16 protein-coding genes are annotated in these 17876 nt (G+C 63.5%); 12 read left to right on the forward strand and 4 right to left on the reverse strand.

Annotated features, from left to right (window positions below; all coding sequences use genetic code 11):
- Positions 1-9: 9 nt before the first annotated feature.
- The 4 genes from ACR9ZN_RS19790 to ACR9ZN_RS19805 form a co-directional block, all read right to left on the reverse strand.
- Positions 10-1488: a caspase family protein gene (locus tag ACR9ZN_RS19790; RefSeq protein ID WP_441773192.1), complete on the reverse strand. Its 1479-nt coding sequence runs from the start codon at positions 1486-1488 to the stop codon at positions 10-12.
- Positions 1489-1511: 23 nt separating this feature from the next.
- On the reverse strand, positions 1512-3101 hold the full coding sequence (locus tag ACR9ZN_RS19795) for a caspase family protein (RefSeq protein ID WP_481272980.1): 1590 nt from the start codon (positions 3099-3101) through the stop codon (positions 1512-1514).
- A 308-nt stretch (positions 3102-3409) separates the two neighbouring features.
- The gene (locus tag ACR9ZN_RS19800; RefSeq protein ID WP_481272981.1) at positions 3410-4336 is read right to left on the reverse strand and encodes a c-type cytochrome; all 927 of its coding nucleotides are present in this window, start codon (positions 4334-4336) and stop codon (positions 3410-3412) included.
- A gap of 331 nt (positions 4337-4667) precedes the next feature.
- The gene (locus ACR9ZN_RS19805) at positions 4668-5102 is read right to left on the reverse strand and encodes a c-type cytochrome (RefSeq protein WP_434958166.1); all 435 of its coding nucleotides are present in this window, start codon (positions 5100-5102) and stop codon (positions 4668-4670) included.
- Between the two features lie 345 nt (positions 5103-5447).
- Between ACR9ZN_RS19805 and ACR9ZN_RS19810 the strand changes: the two genes are divergently transcribed.
- The 12 genes from ACR9ZN_RS19810 (at position 5448) to ACR9ZN_RS19865 (ending at position 17867) form a co-directional block, all read left to right on the forward strand.
- Positions 5448-6329: an AraC family transcriptional regulator gene (locus ACR9ZN_RS19810; RefSeq protein WP_481272982.1), complete on the forward strand. Its 882-nt coding sequence runs from the start codon at positions 5448-5450 to the stop codon at positions 6327-6329.
- A gap of 54 nt (positions 6330-6383) precedes the next feature.
- Positions 6384-7472: an alcohol dehydrogenase catalytic domain-containing protein gene (locus ACR9ZN_RS19815; RefSeq protein ID WP_481272983.1), complete on the forward strand. Its 1089-nt coding sequence runs from the start codon at positions 6384-6386 to the stop codon at positions 7470-7472.
- Between the two features lie 255 nt (positions 7473-7727).
- Positions 7728-8315 (forward strand): acyl carrier protein phosphodiesterase, encoded by a 588-nt coding sequence (locus tag ACR9ZN_RS19820; protein WP_434958169.1) that lies wholly within the window; start codon positions 7728-7730, stop codon positions 8313-8315.
- 88 nt (positions 8316-8403) lie between these two features.
- The gene (locus tag ACR9ZN_RS19825; protein WP_481272984.1) at positions 8404-8910 is read left to right on the forward strand and encodes an invasion associated locus B family protein; all 507 of its coding nucleotides are present in this window, start codon (positions 8404-8406) and stop codon (positions 8908-8910) included.
- A 256-nt stretch (positions 8911-9166) separates the two neighbouring features.
- Positions 9167-10657, forward strand: coding sequence for a L,D-transpeptidase family protein (locus ACR9ZN_RS19830; RefSeq protein WP_481272985.1), 1491 nt, complete (start codon positions 9167-9169; stop codon positions 10655-10657).
- Positions 10658-10800: 143 nt separating this feature from the next.
- Positions 10801-11424 (forward strand): PadR family transcriptional regulator, encoded by a 624-nt coding sequence (locus ACR9ZN_RS19835; RefSeq protein ID WP_481272986.1) that lies wholly within the window; start codon positions 10801-10803, stop codon positions 11422-11424.
- A 132-nt stretch (positions 11425-11556) separates the two neighbouring features.
- Positions 11557-12996: an FAD-dependent oxidoreductase gene (locus tag ACR9ZN_RS19840; RefSeq protein ID WP_481272987.1), complete on the forward strand. Its 1440-nt coding sequence runs from the start codon at positions 11557-11559 to the stop codon at positions 12994-12996.
- A 23-nt stretch (positions 12997-13019) separates the two neighbouring features.
- On the forward strand, positions 13020-13832 hold the full coding sequence (locus ACR9ZN_RS19845) for a class I SAM-dependent methyltransferase (RefSeq protein ID WP_481272988.1): 813 nt from the start codon (positions 13020-13022) through the stop codon (positions 13830-13832).
- A 162-nt stretch (positions 13833-13994) separates the two neighbouring features.
- A complete protein-coding gene (locus ACR9ZN_RS19850) occupies positions 13995-14909 on the forward strand; it encodes a class I SAM-dependent methyltransferase (protein WP_434958175.1) in 915 nt (304 codons plus the stop codon).
- Positions 14910-15006: 97 nt separating this feature from the next.
- Positions 15007-15861, forward strand: a complete 855-nt coding sequence (locus tag ACR9ZN_RS19855; protein WP_481272989.1) for a TrmH family RNA methyltransferase — start codon at positions 15007-15009, stop codon at positions 15859-15861.
- A 10-nt stretch (positions 15862-15871) separates the two neighbouring features.
- Complete coding sequence (locus tag ACR9ZN_RS19860; RefSeq protein ID WP_481272990.1) at positions 15872-16870, forward strand: Lnb N-terminal periplasmic domain-containing protein; 999 nt, start codon at positions 15872-15874, stop codon at positions 16868-16870.
- 133 nt (positions 16871-17003) lie between these two features.
- On the forward strand, positions 17004-17867 hold the full coding sequence (locus tag ACR9ZN_RS19865; protein WP_481272991.1) for a hypothetical protein: 864 nt from the start codon (positions 17004-17006) through the stop codon (positions 17865-17867).
- Positions 17868-17876 lie beyond the last annotated feature (9 nt).

Consider the following 17876-nt stretch of genomic DNA (forward strand, 5'->3'; position numbering starts at 1 on the left):
ACGGTCTCCTCACGGGACGATTTCATAACGCATGGTTGCAACGGAACGTCCTATCGCCTTGGCATTGGCCTTGACACTGTCCGCATTGGCTGTTTTGGCGAGGCTGTCGGCCAGTTCGGGCAGGACCGACCCGTTGACCTCATCCTGCGGGATCACGTCGATCTTGCGCGTGACGAAGCCTTTCGACAGCTTCAAAGGATCAACCGCAACCAGCGCCAGGACTGTACCTTTTGTCACAGAGGTCGCATCGAAGCGCATGCCGTAGCTGGCATCGGGCACCATGATCGGGCTGCCGGCGCGAATCCGGCCATCCTTGCCATGGGCCGCCGCGATGGCGTTGGGAAAGAGCTGTACCACTTCGCCCTCGTCCGAGACCGAGAGCAGGATCAAGAAGCCGTCCTGCGAAGAGGTCACCTTGAAGCGCATGTCCCTGGTGCCCAAACGCACGGGCGATGGCGGAATCTGCTCGACGCTGACGCTGTCGGACAGTTTGGCCCCCAGCAAATCGAGGATCTTGTCCGCCGTTGGCTTGCCCTGGTTGAGCGCCTCGCCGCTCCCGGCCGAGGTGGCTCCTCCAACAACCGCAGCGACCTTGAGCGCCGCCCCGTCCCCCGACAGCATGGGCGTCAGGCCCATCTCGCAACGATCGCGGTGGCGTCCGCAATAGGCCGAGGACTGCGCCCGCACATAATCGAGCAGTTCCTGGTTCGAGACGGTGCCATTGCCATTGGCATCGGCCAGCCCCTTCTCGATGCCGTCGGCAAAAGCGGTGGTGAAGACGCCGCGATAAGCGGGCGCCGCCTCCTCGTCGACCAGAGCGGTCTGGGCGGGGGAGACCGCCTGCCATTTGACGAAATCGGTGCCCGCCGGCGCAGGCGCGGCCACCGGCTCATCCCCCAGCGCGGGCTCGACCACGATCGAGCGGGTGGAACCATCGAGCTGTGGCGAACGAGCGGCTGGATTGCCGCCGCCGCTGGCTTCGACGCTGATCGCCCGCGTCACCGTGCCGGCATGGCTGGAATCGATGACTTCCGTGATCCGGCGTCCGGCAAGCTTGCCGAGCTGCCGGTCGATCTCGTTGCGGCTCAGCGTATTGCCGAAGCCTCCGGGCTGCATGGTGGCATCGAACGGCAGAAGGACGTCCTCGCGCCCGCTGCCGGTCTTGGCGGCTTGGCCCTTGCCCGCGAAATAGAAAAATACCCGTTCGCCCGACTTGCTGTCGCCGAGCCAATCGCGCAACCCGGAGAGGATCGCCGTGCCGGTCGCCTGATCGTCGAGGAGCAGCCTGACATCGCTCTTGTCATAGCCGAGCGCGCCCGTCAGCATCGCCTGCATGCGCAGAGCGTCGGCACGAGCGCCGCCCTTGAGCTCGGCCGAAAGCTGATCAGCCCGATAAGCATCGATGCCGACGATCAGGGCTTTGTCGGCCAAGGCCGGGGTGGCGCCCACCAAGGCCATGACGCCGACCGCTATCCGGAACTTCCGCATGAATGGCATCCAAATGAAGGGCGTCATGGCGTCCCCGCGCTGGTGAAGACGTTGGCGATGCCGACCGTGACCGATTGGCCGCTCAGGGCGTTTTTCAGCGTATCAGGCAGGTCCTCGGCAGCCTGCGGGCTCGACAGTTTCTGCAAGGCAGTGTGCAACTGGTCCAGCGGCTGGTCTGACAGGACGGCGATCAGGTGCTCGGCGCCGAAAGGCGGATCGCGCACCTGCAGCGGCAAGGTGAAGGGCTTGCCGCTCCAATTCTCGTCGCGCTCGGCCTGGGAGGTCGGATAGAGGAATTCGACCTTGCCGTTGGGCGGCAGGTTGAACAGCGTCATGAAACGGTGATTGGAAGCGGCGAGGCCCACCGTCAGCTTTTCGCCGCGGTTGAAGGTGCGCGAGCCGCCTGCCACTTCGAAAGGCTGGATCGAGCCTCCGGCCATGGCCTGCAGGAAGGCGATCGCCCGCCATTTGGCGACGATGCCGCCAAGGCCGGAGGGCTGCACGCCCTCGGCCACCACGCCGGCCACGCGCTTTTCCACGGTGCCGGCGGCCGCGTCATAAACGAGGTCGGCGCCGGCTTCGTCGCTCACCAGCGTAGCGCCGGGAGGAGCACCGGCGAGGCTGCCATTGCGCACGGCAAGCGTAAGCTGGGTATTCGTCGCAACCTGCTCGGCAACGGCGATTGCCTTCACGATATCGTCCTGGCTCCCCTTCGGGCCGGCCGCCACGGAGCGGAAGACAGGAATATCTCGGCTGATATCGGGGAAGGACTGCGAGACCTGCTGGCTCTGCGTCGCCTGCAGCACGAAGGCGCGCACGAAGGCGACGAGTTCCTTCTCGGTGGTCACGCCGTCATGATTGGCGTCGGCCTGCCCCTCCACTGCGCGCGAGAAGGCGTAGGACAAGGCACCGCGCGGCTGGCCGTCGATCGCCACCTCCGGCACCAGCTTGTCGTCGGCAACGCCCGCCAGGAAGGTGAAGGGGTCGTTGGCAGCGATCTTGGTCGAGACATCAGGCACGGGCGGGGCGAAATCCAGCAATTCCTCACGCGAGATCTTGGCCTGGGGCGTCGCGCGATAGGTCAGGCCCAAGGTGACCGAGCGATACATTGTGCCGGAGTTGCAGGCGTCGATGACAATGATGGGATAGACCTTCTTGGCGGCCGCCTCCTTGAGCAGTACCGCCATTTCCTTGTCGACGATGCGATTGGCGGCACCAGGCAGCCTGGGGGCGAAGTCGGCCATCACCAGGATATTGTTCAACCCGTCGGGCGAATCGGGATCGTTTGGCTTGCCGGGCTCGCGCGAGCCGTGGCCGGCATAGCTGAAATAGAAGGTGTCGCCGGGCTGGGCCTGGTCCATCAACTCCTTCCAGGCGGCGAGGATGTTGGGCTTGGTTGCCTGCTTGTCGGTGATCAGGGTCAGCTTCTTGACGCCGGCCTTGGTCAAAGCCTGAGCAATGTCCTTGGCGTCGTTGACGGCACCGTGCAAGGAGTTGATCGGCGCTTCATAGGCATCGATCCCCACCACCAGCGCATAGGAATCGGCGGCAAGCGCCGGTGAAGCGAGCATCAGCCCCGCCCCGGTCACAATCGCCCTGATCGACGTCAGCATTCTCAGCGCTCGCACCACGTTTTGTCCCTGCCTACAGCAAAGCGCGCTTATGAGAAAACGCTGCTTGGCTCTCACTCCTCGTTTCGGCGCGTCTTGCGTTTCAGGCCAGATATCCAGGCCTTCCCGAGGCAAGGCTGGAACCTGGGCACTATCAAAGCCTGCGTGATTCCTCCGGGACAGGAATGGCCCCGTCCCGGGAAGCCTGCATGGAGCGCGATCCGGCCACACGGATCGGACCACGCTCTTTAAGTCCTTGTTTCAACGCATAATCTTGTCCATAAAGTCGTGCAACCTTCTGGGATTACGCTCTATGGCTTCTTCGGCGCCTTACCCGGGATCGCCGGCAGCGTCACCAGAAAGGCGGCCATCGCCTTGCGGTCGTCGTCGCTGAGATGGCCCGTATTCTGGACCACTTCGGCCATGCTGCCACCCGCCGAGTCATAGTCAGGCGTGAAACCATCCTTCAGGAAACTCGCGATCTGCGCCTCGGTCCAGGTGCCGATGCCGTCGGCATGGGGGGTGATGTTGGGCACCCAGCCCTTGCCTTCCGGATCAGGCCCGCCCGAAAACCGCTTATCCGCTTCAATACCGCCAAAGGCGTTGCGCGGGCTGTGACATTCGGAACAGTGGCCGGGACCGAGCACCAGATAGGCGCCGCGATTCCACTCCGCGGTCTTGGACGGATCGGGCTTGAAAGGGTTGTCGTCGAAGAACAGGAACTTCCAGCCACCGAGCAGCCGGCGGATGTTGAAGGGAAAGCCGATCTCATGCGGTTTGTCGGCGGTATCGACCGCCGGCAGCGTCTTCATATAGGCATAGAGATCGCGCACATCCTCCAGCTTCAGCTTGGCGTAGGACGTGAAGGGCAGAGCCGGGTACAGATGCTCGCCCTCGCGCCCGACGCCGCGCTGCAAGGCGTTGACGAATTCGAGCTCACTCCAGGCGCCGATGCCCTGCTTGGCGTCGGGGGAGATGTTGGGGGCATAGAAGGTGCCGAAGGGCGAGCCCAGCGCCAGCCCTCCACCAAGCTTGAGCCGCTCTTCCTGGCCCGGGGACTTGTGGCAGGAGACGCAGCCGCCGATATTGAAGATTGTCTCGCCATTGGCCAGGTTCGGCTTGTAATCCGCCGTGAGGACAGAGGCCGGCAAGAGCGCGGGCTGCGTCACGAACCAAAACACGCCCAGCCCGATCAGGCCAAGCACTACCAACCCACCGAGTATTCGCTTCAGTGACATCCGGGAAAGCCCCCTTTTCCGGCTTGAACGCCATTGTTCAGGCCCGTCTTGCCTGACAGTCGCCGCAGCCGGTTTATTCCCCGGTCGCGCCGGCTGCAGATTGCGCGGCCCTTATCGTTTTTTGCCCCGGCCGTCCCCTCACCGAAGCAAAGAGCTAGAGCAAATAAGCGTTCAAGCCTGAACGCGCTTTGCTCCAGATGTCCCAGGGTCATTTTGGCGACCCCGGACAATGCGGTCACACAGCCTCAAAACGACATTACCGGGACGAGCCCGGCAATGTCACTTCGAGATCAATTTCCGGTGAAGCATCCCGGCAAGGCGCAAGCCTGCCTCAATTCTTCTTGATGCGATAGGTGCCGTGGCAAGCGTTGCAATTGGCGGCAACCGTGCCGAAAGCCTTGGCGAAGCTGGCCTGGTCTGCCGCAGCGAAAGCTGCCGTAGCGTCCGTACCGAGCTTGGCGGCGGCGGTCTTGAAGCCGGCCTGGTCTTCCCAGATCTTCGGTGCGGCCGTGGTCGGATCGGTGCCGCCGGTCTTGCTGTCCTCGGGGAAGAGCGTGGGCAGCTTGGCCGAGTCGTCGACATAAACCTGCAGCAACGCCTTGACCTTGGCAGCGTCGAACGGCGTCTCGCCCTTGGCGACCCCTGCCAGTTCCTTGGTGTTCTTGGCCATGGTCTTCATCAAGGCCTGACGATCTTCGATCGGGCCGGCAAAAGCCGTGGCGACGCCGGCGGCAACCAGAGCAGCGGCGATAACGAAACGTTTCATACAGTTCTCCCTCACATGGGCAAAAAGACGCGGTGGCGAATAGCACCTCGTTTTTGTTCCAATCGCAAGTGGGTAGCTTGGAATTATTTCAAATCATCCGGCGTTTTTGCGCTTGACCTTTGCGGATGTCATGGCCGCGTCACGCCACATCGTGGGACCCGGCTGCAGGACGCATGGCCCGAGCCGCTCGACACTTGGTCGGCCCTATCGATCAAAAAAGTATCGGTGTCCACGTCGATGGCTGGTAGCTGACGCCGCTGCCTTGCAGTAGGGTTTTCAGGGCAGGACACTCCTTGACAAGAAAATGACAATGTCCGGCAGCCTGAGACATGGGAGGCAAGGGCGATGGAGCCACAGCTTGAACTGGTTCAGATTCATAGCGGCGAATCCTTCATCGTCTGGGCGCATGGCTATCCCTTCCGCACGGTCCGCTGGCATTTTCATCCCGAATACGAAATTCACCTGATCACCGACACGACCGGGCATTGTTTCGTCGGTGACTTCATCGGCGACTTCATGCCCGGCAATCTGGTGATGACGGGCCCCAACCTGCCGCACAACTGGATCAGTGACGTGGCCGAGGGCACCACCATCCCGCGCCGCTGCATCGTGCTGCAATTCACCCAGACCTTCATCGAATCCTGCATCGGCGTGTTCCCCGAGCTCGAACCGGTCGCCGCCCTGCTCGACGAGAGCCGGCGCGGTCTCCTGTTCCGGCCCGAGACAGGAGAAACCGCCCGCAGGATCATGACCGCACTCCTCAACGCCCAGGGCGCCGAGCGTATCGCTTTGTTCGTGCAGCTCCTCGGCCTGCTCACTGCCGACAGAGGCCGCAAGAATCTCACCAGCGCGAGCTATCTGCCCGATCCCTCGGCCTATATGTCGGGCGGCATGAACCGGGCGCTCGCCTATGTCGGCGAACATCTCGAGGGCAATATGAGCGAGGGCGCCATCGCCGCCATTGCCGGCATGACCCCCGGCGGCTTCTCGCGCGCCTTCAGGCGCCACACCGGCATGACTTTCGTGCACTACGTCAACCGCATGCGCATCAACCTGGCCTGCCAGCTCCTGATGAGCGAGAAGAGCCCGGTCACGGACATCTGCTTTCGCATCGGCTTCAACAATCTGTCGAATTTCAACCGGCACTTCGCCTTGCAGAAGGGCATGTCACCGAGCCGCTTCCGCGCTTTGTTTAACGAGAACCGGACCTCGAATTTCGCGGCCTGACGCCGCCGCCGAACCAATCAAAAACACGATCGATTCCCAGCACAGAGGAACGCCATGCCTGCCAGTAATTCGAGAATGACGGCCATCGTCTGCCACGGCCCCGAGGACTATCGCGTCGAGGACGTCGGGCGGCCGGTGGCGGGCCAGAACGAGCTGGTCGTGAAGATCGGCGCCTGCGGCATCTGCGCCAGCGACTGCAAATGCTGGTCGGGCGCAGCCATGTTCTGGGGCGGCAAGAACCCCTATGTGAAGCCGCCCGTCATCCCCGGCCATGAATTCTTCGGTTATGTCGAGGAATTGGGGTCGGGCGCGGCCGAGCATTTCGGCGTGAAGGCCGGCGACATGGTGATCGCCGAGCAGATCGTGCCCTGCGATCGCTGCCGGTATTGCCGCTCGGGCAGCTACTGGATGTGCGAGGTGCACAACATCTTCGGCTTCCAGCGCGAGGTCGCCGATGGCGGCATGAGCGAATATATGAAGTTCCCGACGACGGCCCGCGTGCACAAGATCCCGGCGGAGATGCCGCTGGCCGATGCCGCGGTGATCGAGCCCCTGTCCTGCGCCATCCATACGGTGCAGCGCGGCGACATCCAGCTTGCCGACGTGGTGGTGATCGCCGGCGCCGGCCCGCTCGGCCTGCTGATGACACAGGTTGCCCGGCTGAAGACACCGAGGAAGCTGGTGGTCGTCGACCTGATGGAAGACCGTCTGGAACTCGCCAGGGGCTTCGGAGCCGATGTCACCATCAATCCCAAGACTGATGATGTCGACGAAGTCGTGCGTTCCCTTACCGACGGCTATGGCTGCGACGTCTATATCGAGACGACAGGCCATCCCAGCGGCGTGACCCAGGGCCTGCAGATCATCCGAAAGCTCGGGCGCTTCGTCGAATTCTCCGTCTTCGGCAAGGAAACCTCCGCGGATTGGTCGATCATCGGCGACCGCAAGGAACTCGACATCCGCGGCGCCCATCTTGGACCCTATTGCTATCCGATCGCCATCGACCTCTTGACGCGCGGGCTGGTGACTTCGAAGGGCATCGTCACCCACCAATATGACCTGGCCGACTGGGACGAGGCGCTCAAGCTCGCCAACTCGACCGACTCGATCAAGGTGTTGCTGACGCCTGGGTATCGCAAATAAGCCCCAGGCGGCCATGCGGCTCACTGAAAGATAAAAAACTTCGAATTGTCATAGCCGGGCTTGACCCGGCTATCCAGAAGCCGCCCGCACGACCTTCCGCCCGGCAGGTCAAAGCATCGGCAGGGATCGTCCCCTCGGCTTCTCTCCCAAGCAGAGGGGTCGGACTCTGCCCGAGGGCCGGCGCGTCTTGCGTCCCAGCGCGCCGGCCCTCATATCTTGCGGAAACGGGCTCCTGTTTCGTCCCGCCGGATCCGCATGAACTATCTCGCCCATCTCCTGCTTTCACCGCCTGATGCGGCGTTCCGGATCGGCAACCTCCTGCCCGACCTGCTGCGGCTGCCGCAACTCGAACTGTTCGAGGGCCGCTATCGCGAGGGCATCGAGCTGCACCGGCGCATCGACGCCTTCACCGATGCCCATCCCCTTACGCAGCATAGCCGGCAACGCCTCTGGCCCACCTTTCGGCGCTTTTCCGGCGTGATCGTGGATGTCGTCTATGATCATTGCCTGATCCAGCGCTGGGAGCTTTATCACGGGCAGCCTTTGCCGGTGTTCCTGGCCGAGGTGCGGGCCTCCCTGCCCGCCCTGCGCGAGGATCTGCCGGACAGGGCCTACAGGCGCATCGACTCCCTCACCCAGTGGCTCGGCGACTACGAGACCATGGCAGGTGTCAGCACCGCCATGACCGAACTCGGCAAGCGCCTGCGCCGACCGGTGGAATTCGTCGGACTCCAGGCCATCCTGGAACAGCAGCAACAAGGATTTCTCGACGATTTCGACGCCTTCTTCCCCGATCTCGTCACCATGACCCAAGCCAGCATGAACGGCGCCGCTCAAAAGTAATGCAATTGTAATGATACCTTAGCTTCTCGTTAACGCTTGCGCCCAAACATTGTCGTGCGGGGGCAAGAGACGAGGAATTCATGCAAACATGACTCAACTATCGATTTTCGCACTGGTCATTTTCGTTCTTTCGACCACGGGTGTACTTGCGGCATCACCAAAATCTTTGGGTGTATTCGGCAAATGGAGCACTTGGACCTATACTGACAACTCTGGGAACCATTGTTTCATCTATTCGAGTCCGGTCAGCAAAGAACCCGCTTCGCTCAATCACGGCGATGTCTCCTTCTTCATTCGCGCCGCCAGGCAGACCGAGGCTCGCAGCGAGGCCAGCCTGCAGACCGGCTATGCCCTTGCCGGTAATGCCGACATCCTGGTCAGCGTGGGAGCACAGCCCTTCCACATGATTTCGTCCGGCAATGGCGCCTGGCTGCGCCGAACGGGCACGCGGGAGACCGAATTCCTGGCCGCACTGAAGCAGGAGCGCACCATGACCGTGGACGCGGTCTCGGGCCGGGGCAACAAGACCCGTTATGTCTTTTCGCTCGACGGCGTGACCAAGGCGATGGCCCGCCTGCGCCAGGCCTGCCCCTGACGGGGCGAGGACCGGCATCATGCCACCGGCTCGACGCTCCGATTGATGGACCTCTCGTCATTGCGAGCGCAGCGAAGCAATCCAAGCTTATGGCGCAGGAAAAACTGGATTGCTTCGCCATGCCAACCCTGCGGATTGGCAGAGCTTGCAATGACGATTATCGTTAATGGCCATGGGAGGTCCCGTAAGGAAAGATTCACTATCCTCGCGATAGTCTGGGGACCTGTAAGTGTCCCAGTTGCGTTTGAGTGATTTCATGACCTCCTCCTGGCTTTCCTATTCGTTTCAGAACCGGGAGACTTCGTCCCGCCGTGCTTCTTCACGAGCGGGATGGTCCGGCGCGCCCCTGCGCCGCCTGGTCGCCATTCGGCGCCTGGGTGCCCTGACCTCCGCCCTCGTCGTCGCCTTCACCATCCCGGCTTTCGCCAACGAGGAACCCAACTACTCCCCGCGTACCTACGAGCTGACCTTGCGGGCCATCTCCGCCTATGAGGAGATCGCCGACAATGGTGGCTGGCAGGCTCTACCGCCAACTGCCGCAGGCATGAAAATCGGCGCCAAGGGCAAATTCGCCAAGGCGCTGCGCGACCGGCTCACCGCCACCCGCGACCTCGATCCCTCCCTGCCTCCCAGCAGCGAGTTCGACCAGGCCACGCAGGATGCGCTCAAGCGCTTCCAGGCCCGGCACGGCCTGAGCGAGACCGGCTCGGTCGGCCGCCTCACCATGCTGGCGCTCAACGTACCGGTAGAGCAGCGGCTGCGCGAACTCGATGCCTCCGCCAACCGCCTGGCCGCCTTGAAATTCAAGTTCGGCGAGCGCTACATCGTCTCCAACATCCCCGCCGCCGCCCTGGAGGCGGTCGACAATGGCGTGGTGGCACGCACCTACACCACCGTGGTCGGCCGTCCCGATCGCGCCTCGCCGACCCTGCAGACCAGAGTCATCGCCGTCAACATCCTGCCTTATTGGAATGCGCCGCAGTCGATCTTCAAGGCCGACATCATGCCCAAGCTTCAGAAGGATCCGGGCTATCTGAAGGCCAACCATCTCAAGCTCTATCGCGGCCGCCAGGAGATCGACCCCACCACCGTGGACTGGAGCAAGGCGCGCGCCTCCGATTTCCTCGCCAAGCAGGATCCCGGCGTGTGGAACTCGCTCGGCTTCCTGCGTATCGACATGCCCAACTCCGATGCCGTCTACATGCATGACACGTCCCATCGCGAACTCTTCCGCAACGATGTGCGCTTCCAGTCTTCGGGTTGCATCCGCGTCGCCGGTGCGCAGGACCTCGCCGCCTGGATCATGGAAGGCTCGGACTGGAGCGGCCAGGCGATCCAGGACCAGATCGATTCCGGCGAGCCCAAGACCATCAAGCCAGCCAAGCCGATTCCCGTGGCCTGGGTCTACCTGACCGGCTGGGGCGGCCCCGACGGCAGCGTGCAGTTCCGTCCGGACGTCTACAATTTCGACACGCCGGCCGATCAGCTCGTCGCCAAGGACGCCAGCGCCCAGCCCGTCCCGGTGGACCGGACCGGCTCGGTGCCCGTTGCGCCGCCGAAAGCGGCCAAGCCTGCAACGCCGAAGCCCACCGCGGCCAAGCCCATTTCCGCACCCAAGCCTGCCGTCCCGGCCAAGCCGCTCGTCGTCAAGCCTGTGAGTGTGAAGCCCGCGATCGTGAAGTCGCCCGCCACCAAGACAGTGACGGTCAAGACCATTCCCGTTTCGGTCAGCCTGCCGGCGAACTGATCGCCCTTCAGTACCCGGTCCGCCCTTTCGCCTGACGCCCCGGTCCCCAAGGCCGGGGCGTTGTGCGTTTCAGGGTGAGGCGCTTGAAACATTCATATAGTCATAATTTGACTAGTTGTGTCTAATCTAGTAATAATATGACTATGGCAAATTTCAAACGCTCCCCACTTGCCCTCGCCGTGCTCGCGCTGCTGATCGAGGCACCCATGCATCCCTACCGCATGCAGCAATTGCTGAAATCGCGCGGCAAGGAGGAGGTCATCAACATCCGCCAGCGCGGCTCACTCTATCAGACCATCGAACGGCTCGAACGCGAGGGCCTGATCGCCCCGGGCAGCGTCGAGAAGAGCGAGGGACGGCCGGAACGGACCGTCTATGAGGCAACCCCGCTTGGACGGACAGTTGCCGTCGATTGGCTGCGCACGATGCTGGCGGAACCTCACAACGAGTTTCCGGAATTTCCCGTCGCCATGTCCTTCCTCCCGCTGCTTTCGCCGGAGGAAGTCATGCCGCTGCTCGAAACGAGATTGACGGCCTTGCGCAAGCGCGAATTCGGGCTCGCCGCGGAGCTGGAGAATTATCTCACCGTGTTGCCGCGCGTGGTGCTGCTGGAGAGTCAGTACATGCTGGCCATCGTGAGCGCGGAGCGAAACTGGATCGAAGGTGTCATCGCCGATCTTCGCTCGGGCCGGCTCGCCTGGTCGATCGAGGAACTCAAGACAATCGCCGCCCAGTTCGAGGGTGAACAGCCGCCCCGCACCGGATAAGTCCGCGCCGCCGCGCTCCACCCGCAATCCCAAGGAAGACCGCGACCGGCCTCGTTCGAGGCGGATGTCGCACGCCCTTCATCCATCGTCAGCCACCCGCCGGGAAACACCGTGCGCGGGAGAGGAGGAACCATGTCCAATGCCCCCGAAAAGCAAAATCTGAGCGTGATCGTCATCGGCGCCGGCACCGGCGGCCTGTGCCTTGCCCATGGGCTCAGACGGGCCGGCATCACGGTGAACGTGTTCGAGCGCGACCGCACCCGCAAGGACGGGCTGCAGGGCTTCCGGGTCGGCATCGATCCCCATGGCTGCCGCGCGCTCGACGCCAATCTGCCGCCGGCGCTGTACGAGACCTTTCTGGCGACCTGCGCCATCTCCCCGCACTGGTTCAACATGCTCAGCGAGCACTATGGGGAATTGTTGAGCCTGAAGCCCAGCCCGCCGAGGGATCCACGCCATGGCGAACGCTCCGTCAGCCGCATGACGCTGCGCCAGGTCCTGCTGACGGGGCTGGAGGACGTCACCCATTTCGACAAGGTGTTTTCCCGTTACGAGCAGCGGACCGACGGCCAGGTCGAGGCTTTCTTCGAAGATGGTTCGAGCGCGGTGGCCGACGTGCTGGTTGCAGCCGACGGCTCCAACTCGCGCATCCGCAGGCAATATCTGCCACAGGCCGAGATGGACGACACGCTGATCCGCTCGATTGGCGGAAAGGTGCCGGCCACACCCGAGACCCTGGCGCTGCTCACCCCGAAGATCCATCGCGGCGTGACGCTCATCATGGCTCCCAGGGGTTTTGGTGGCATCCTCCATGTCATGGAGTTTCCCTGGGACAAGGCAGGTGCCCCCAAGCAAGGCATCGGCACGACGGATGCCGATCTGATCGCCCAATGGCCCGGCCTGCGCTTCGACAACAGCCGCGACTATATCAGCTGGGGCATCTGGGCGGCCGCCGACAAGTTTCCCCAGGATCTGCGCACGATGAATGGGGAAACCCTGCTGGCGCTGAGCCAGAGCCTCACGGCCAAATGGCATCCGAACTGGCGCCGGCTGCTGGCTGCCTCCGACCCGAATTCGGTGTTTCCGGTAGTCATCCGCACTTCCGTGCCGGTCGAACCTTGGGCGCCGTCCAATGTCACCTTGCTGGGCGATGCCATCCACACCATGACGCCCGGGCGTGGTGTCGGTGCCAATACGGCGCTGCGCGATGCCGCCTTGCTGACCCGCCATCTCAAGGTGGTGCAGGAAGGAAGCGCGGGGCTGGTGGAGGCGATCGGAGCCTATGAGGCCCAGATGCGGCAATACAGCAATGAAGCAGTCGAACGATCGCGCCAGCAGATGGACGGGCGCACGGCAATCCACAAGCCGGTGATCGGACGTGCCTTGCTGGCCTGCCAGCGCACCGCCATGCGCCTCGTCAACGTCACGCCGCCACTCAAGCGCAAGATGCTGCACTCGCTGGATGCCCTCCGCGGCGGCGAACGCGAGGCGGATGGGGTGGTCCAGCGCGCGCAATGCCGCTCGGTCGAAACCGCGCAAGAGCAAGCCATTCATGCTAAGCTGGCGAGCTAGCGAACCGCTGGCGGGTGATGGCCATGTTGGAAACGGACAAGCTGTTCACCGGCTCGATTCCGGAAAACTACGACCGCTACATGGTGCCGTTGATTTTCGAGCCGTTCGCCACCGACCTGGCCAGACGGGCCGCCTCCCTGTCGCCCATTTCAGTCCTGGAAATCGCCGCGGGCACCGGGGTGGTCACCCGCATGCTGGCGCCGAAACTGCCTCCCGACGCCAGCTATGTCGTCACCGACCTCAACCAGCCGATGCTCGACTACGCCGCCTCGCGGCAAACGCCCGACAGTCGCATCACCTGGCGCCAGGCCGATGCTCTGGCGCTGCCGTTCGACGATGCGGCCTTCGATCTCGTTTGTTGCCAATTCGGCGCGATGTTCTTCCCCGACCGGCCGGCCGCCTACCGCCAGGCTCGGCGTGTCCTCAAACCCGGAGGACATTTCCTGTTCAACGTCTGGGACCGGATCGAGGAGAACATCTTTGCCGATGAGGTGACGAAGGCGCTGGCGGAGATTTTCCCGGACGATCCGCCGCGCTTTCTGGCGCGCACGCCGCACGGCTATCACGATACCGGACTGATCCGAAGCGAGCTGGAGGGCGCAGGCTTTTCCCGCGTGCTGATCGAGACGAGAGCCAAACAAAGCCGTGCATCCTCGCCGCGCCTTCCCGCCGTTGCCTATTGCCAGGGAACCCTGCTCCGCACCGAAATCGAGGCTCGAGAAACTGGCAAACTGGACGCTGCAACCGATCACGCTGCATCAGCGATTGCCGGCAGGCATGGCCATGGCGAGGTTGCCGCCAAAATTCAGGCGCATGTCATCGTGGCAGCGGTCTAGAGCAAAGCGCGTTCAAGCATGAACGCTTATTTGCTCTAGCTCCCTGTTCCGACGCGTCTTTGCAATCCTTGGTGATTCCACCAAATCGCAAAGACGCTTTAGGCACCACAAACCGGCAACAACGGACTTGCCGCGCGCGACAAACTCCTGTTTGGTCCGCGCATGCCCGACCCACGAAATTCCGCCACCCAAACCCTGCCGCAATTGCTGGTGACGCCCGGCTTCGCCGATTATCGCCTGGTCGATTGCGGCGAAGGCCGCAAGCTCGAACGCTTCGGCAAGCTCCTCGTCGACCGTCCCGAGCCGCAGGCCATGGGCCTGCGCCATAAGCCCGAGGCCTGGGACAAGGCCGATGCCGTCTTCCTGGGCATGAATGCCGAGGACGAAGGCTCGGACGGACGCTGGAAGTTCGCCGGCAAGCCAGTGGAAAACTTCCCCGTCTCCTATCGCGGAGTCGCCTTCCACGGCCGCTTCACGCCTTTCCGCCATCTCGGGTTCTTCCCCGAGCAGGCCCCGCATTGGGATTACATGATCGAGGCTCTTCAGGCGCTGAAGCGGCCTGCCCGGGTGCTCAATTTGTTCGGCTATACCGGCGTCGCCTCCCTGCTCGCGGCCAAGCATGGCGCGCAGGTCACCCATGTCGACGCCTCCAAGAAGTCGATCGGCTTCGCGCGCGAGAACCAGGCCTTGGCCGGCCTCGCCGATGCCCCGATCCGCTGGATCGTCGACGACGCCATGAAATTCACCGCGCGCGAGCAGCGCCGCGGTTCCCAATATGACATCGTGCTGCTCGACCCGCCCAAATATGGCCGCGGCCCCGGCGGCGAGGTCTGGGACCTCTTCCGCGACCTGCCCAAGATGCTCGACCTCTGCCGGGCCGTGCTCACCGACAAGCCGGCCTTCGTGATCGTCACCGCCTACGCCATCCGCGCCTCCTTCGTGGCGGTGCACGAACTCACCCGCGAGGTGTTCGGCGAGCTCGGCGGCGACATCACTTCCGGCGAGCTCGTGGTGTCGGAGGAAGGCTCGGGGCGCCTGCTTTCGACCTCGCTCTATTCGCGCTGGAGTGCCGCATGAGGCCGAAAGCTTCTACCAACCAGCGGCGGACTGTCATCCCCGGCGAGGCCGCAGGCCGAGGGAAGGGGATGACGGTCCCCCTCGAAAGGACGCTGGCATGAAGTCCCGCTTTCAACGCCCGCGCCCCGCAGCGACCGCCGCACCGGTCTCGCGCGTGGTGACCAGCCTGACCAACCCCCTGATCAAGGACATCCGCGCTCTCGATATGCGCAAGGTCCGCCAGGAGGCCGGCCTGTTCATCGCCGAAGGGCTGAAGCTGGTGGCCGACGCCATCGAGGCCGGCTGGCCGATCCGCATCCTGGTACACAGGTCCGGCGAGGACAAGCCGATGCTGGCCCGCGCCGTGCGCGCCACCCGGCAGGCCGGCGGAGAGGTGCTGGAGGTCACCGGCGAGATCCTGGAGAAGCTGTCGCGCCGCGACAACCCGCAGACGGTGATCGGCGTATTTGAGCAGCGCCTGGAGAAGATCGACAGCGTCAAGATCGCGCGCGACCGGATCTGGATCGGACTCGACCGCGTGCGCGATCCCGGCAATCTCGGCACCATCATCCGCACCGCCGATGCGGTCGGCGCCGAGGGCATCATATTGATCGGCGACACCACCGACCCCTTCGGCATCGAGGCCGTCAGGGCCACCATGGGCTCGATCTTCAATGTCCGCCTCGCGAGCGCGACGCCGCAGGCCTTCCTCGCCTGGCGCAAGGGTTTCGACGGCCTCGTGGTCGGCACGCATCTGTCCGGCACGCATGATTATCGCGAGGTCGACTATGCCGGCCAGCCCTGCCTCCTGCTGATGGGCAATGAGCAGCAGGGCCTGCCCGACGATCTTGCCGCGGTCTGCAGCCACCTCGTCAAGATCCCGATGCGCGGCCAGGCCGATTCCCTCAACCTGGCCGTGGCCACCGGCGTGATGCTGTTCGAGATCGCGCGGGGGCAGTTGAAGCTGGGATGAGATATCATCGATGATCGCCAGGCTGCTCAGCATCGCCGGCCGGCTCCTGCTGGTGCTGGCGGCCATGCTCGCCGCACTCTGGGGCACGTTGGCGCTATGGTATCGCCTGCCACTCGGGGAGTTTGGCCGCTACGCCCTCCCCGCTCTATGGATCGTCCTTGCGTTCCTTGCCCTGGCCGCCGTGATCGCCGCGCGCTGGCGGCTGACCTTGCCCTTCGTCGCCGCCCTTGCCGCCCTGCTGATCTGGTGGTCTACCATCCAGCCGACCGGCAGGGGCGGTTGGGCGCCCGACGTGGCCCGCCAGTTCACCGCTGCCGTGGAGGGCTCCACCGCCCGGCTCAGCGATGTGCGCGATTTCGACTGGCGCTCCGATAGCGACTTCACCGAGCGCTGGGAGAGCCGCAGCTACGACCTCGACACCATTACCGGCGTCGACCTGTTCGCCTCCTATTGGGCAGGCCCCGCCATCGCCCACACCATGCTCAGCTTCGGCTTTTCCGACGGGCGCCACCTCGTCTTCTCGGTGGAGGTCAGGCGCAAACAGGGCGAGGTCTACTCGGCGGTCTCCGGCTTCTTCAAGCAGGACGAACTCGTAGTCATCGCGGCCGGCGAGCGCGATGTCATCCGCGTGCGTTCCAATGTCAGGGGCGAGGACGTCCAGCTCTTCCGGCTGCGCACCAGCCCGCCCCAGGCCAAGGAACTGTTCCTCTATCTGCTCTCGGAGGCCAACGATCTTGCGGCCAGGCCGCGCTTCTACAACACGGCGACCACCAACTGCACCACGGTGCCGTTCCACCTCGCCCAGAAACTCGATCCCGATTTGCCGGTGGACTGGCGCGTGCTCGTCAGTGGCTATCTGCCCGACTACCTCTACGACATCGGCGCGCTGAGCCATCAGGTGCCGCTCACCGAGTTACGCCAGCGCGGTCAAATCGATACGCGCGCCAAGGCTGCCGGCGAAAGCCCCGACTTCTCTGCCCTCGTCCGGGTCGGCGTGCCCGGGCCGTAGCGGCACCGCCAGGCTTCTCCGGCGCGTTCATTCCGGCAGGGGGCGATGACCCGGGGCATCGGAGAGAATATCGCAGTGCCATCCCGGCGTCGTATCCTGGCGGACCTGACCATGGCCGAATGGAAAGAGCAGCATGCCGACGGTGACGTCCCAGATTCTCGCCGACCAGATCAAAGCCATTTCCAAGACCGCCATTCCGCCCAGCCTCGTCCCCTATGCCCCAATGTGGGCCATCGGTGTCGCGGGAGGACTCTACGATATCTATTTCGTCGAAACGTTGGGCGGCCCGCGCACAATCGCCTTGATGAAGCTATGCTTCCGCTTCTCTTCCGAAGGCAAGGAAGGCTGGTCGGACAAGCAGGAGGCGATTGCCTTTGCCACGCGATGGCAGGCCGAAATCCAGAAGAAATACAATACCAAATCCCTGACCACGACGCCGAGCGGCCGCATCGTCGGGCTCGAATTCCATTTCCGTTCGAGCCTCTCCAACCCGGCTCCGGGCGATCACTGGCTGATCGATGTGGTCAAGGTTCCCAAGGGCCGGTTCTATACCAGCAATGTCGAGCATGCCCATGACAACACCATCGGCCGGACGACGCTTTACAGCAACGACCTCTCGCCCGTTACCCGGCAAAAGGAAGGCCATTCCTACAAGCAACGACCTGCCATCCACGAATTCGCGCACATGATCGCCCTGCGGGACGAGTATGCGGATGAATGCGACGCCAATGGCTTGCGCCCCGACGGTTTCAAATGCAATGCGGTTCCTCGGGATCCCCGCTATATCAGGGACTACCCGTCCGTGGCCAATAGCGGCGAGCAGATACGCCCCCGTCACCTGGAGGCGATCAAGAACTGGACGAACGCGGTCACGCCCCTATCGCCGATCGAGAACAGCAGCTTTGCGGTCAAGGGAACCACGGAAGTCCTGGCCTTCCTGAAAGCCATGCCGCAGAACAACGCGCCCATGCAGGCCGCCCAGGCAAAGCTGCCATAATCGCCGGTA

Source organism: Labrys sp. HAY1-8F, assembly GCF_056754975.1.

Coding starts and splice junctions, on each gene's coding strand:
- ACR9ZN_RS19795 (WP_481272980.1), bottom strand. CDS start 3,101: ATGCTGACGTCGATCAGGGCGATTGTGACCGGGGCGGGGCTGATGCTC.
- ACR9ZN_RS19865 (WP_481272991.1), top strand. CDS start 17,004: ATGCCGACGGTGACGTCCCAGATTCTCGCCGACCAGATCAAAGCCATT.
- ACR9ZN_RS19850 (WP_434958175.1), top strand. CDS start 13,995: ATGCCCGACCCACGAAATTCCGCCACCCAAACCCTGCCGCAATTGCTG.
- ACR9ZN_RS19815 (WP_481272983.1), top strand. CDS start 6,384: ATGCCTGCCAGTAATTCGAGAATGACGGCCATCGTCTGCCACGGCCCC.
- ACR9ZN_RS19845 (WP_481272988.1), top strand. CDS start 13,020: ATGTTGGAAACGGACAAGCTGTTCACCGGCTCGATTCCGGAAAACTAC.
- ACR9ZN_RS19860 (WP_481272990.1), top strand. CDS start 15,872: ATGATCGCCAGGCTGCTCAGCATCGCCGGCCGGCTCCTGCTGGTGCTG.
- ACR9ZN_RS19835 (WP_481272986.1), top strand. CDS start 10,801: ATGGCAAATTTCAAACGCTCCCCACTTGCCCTCGCCGTGCTCGCGCTG.
- ACR9ZN_RS19805 (WP_434958166.1), bottom strand. CDS start 5,102: ATGAAACGTTTCGTTATCGCCGCTGCTCTGGTTGCCGCCGGCGTCGCC.
- ACR9ZN_RS19800 (WP_481272981.1), bottom strand. CDS start 4,336: ATGTCACTGAAGCGAATACTCGGTGGGTTGGTAGTGCTTGGCCTGATC.
- ACR9ZN_RS19810 (WP_481272982.1), top strand. CDS start 5,448: ATGGAGCCACAGCTTGAACTGGTTCAGATTCATAGCGGCGAATCCTTC.
- ACR9ZN_RS19790 (WP_441773192.1), bottom strand. CDS start 1,488: ATGCGGAAGTTCCGGATAGCGGTCGGCGTCATGGCCTTGGTGGGCGCC.
- ACR9ZN_RS19855 (WP_481272989.1), top strand. CDS start 15,007: ATGAAGTCCCGCTTTCAACGCCCGCGCCCCGCAGCGACCGCCGCACCG.
- ACR9ZN_RS19825 (WP_481272984.1), top strand. CDS start 8,404: ATGACTCAACTATCGATTTTCGCACTGGTCATTTTCGTTCTTTCGACC.
- ACR9ZN_RS19840 (WP_481272987.1), top strand. CDS start 11,557: ATGTCCAATGCCCCCGAAAAGCAAAATCTGAGCGTGATCGTCATCGGC.
- ACR9ZN_RS19820 (WP_434958169.1), top strand. CDS start 7,728: ATGAACTATCTCGCCCATCTCCTGCTTTCACCGCCTGATGCGGCGTTC.
- ACR9ZN_RS19830 (WP_481272985.1), top strand. CDS start 9,167: ATGACCTCCTCCTGGCTTTCCTATTCGTTTCAGAACCGGGAGACTTCG.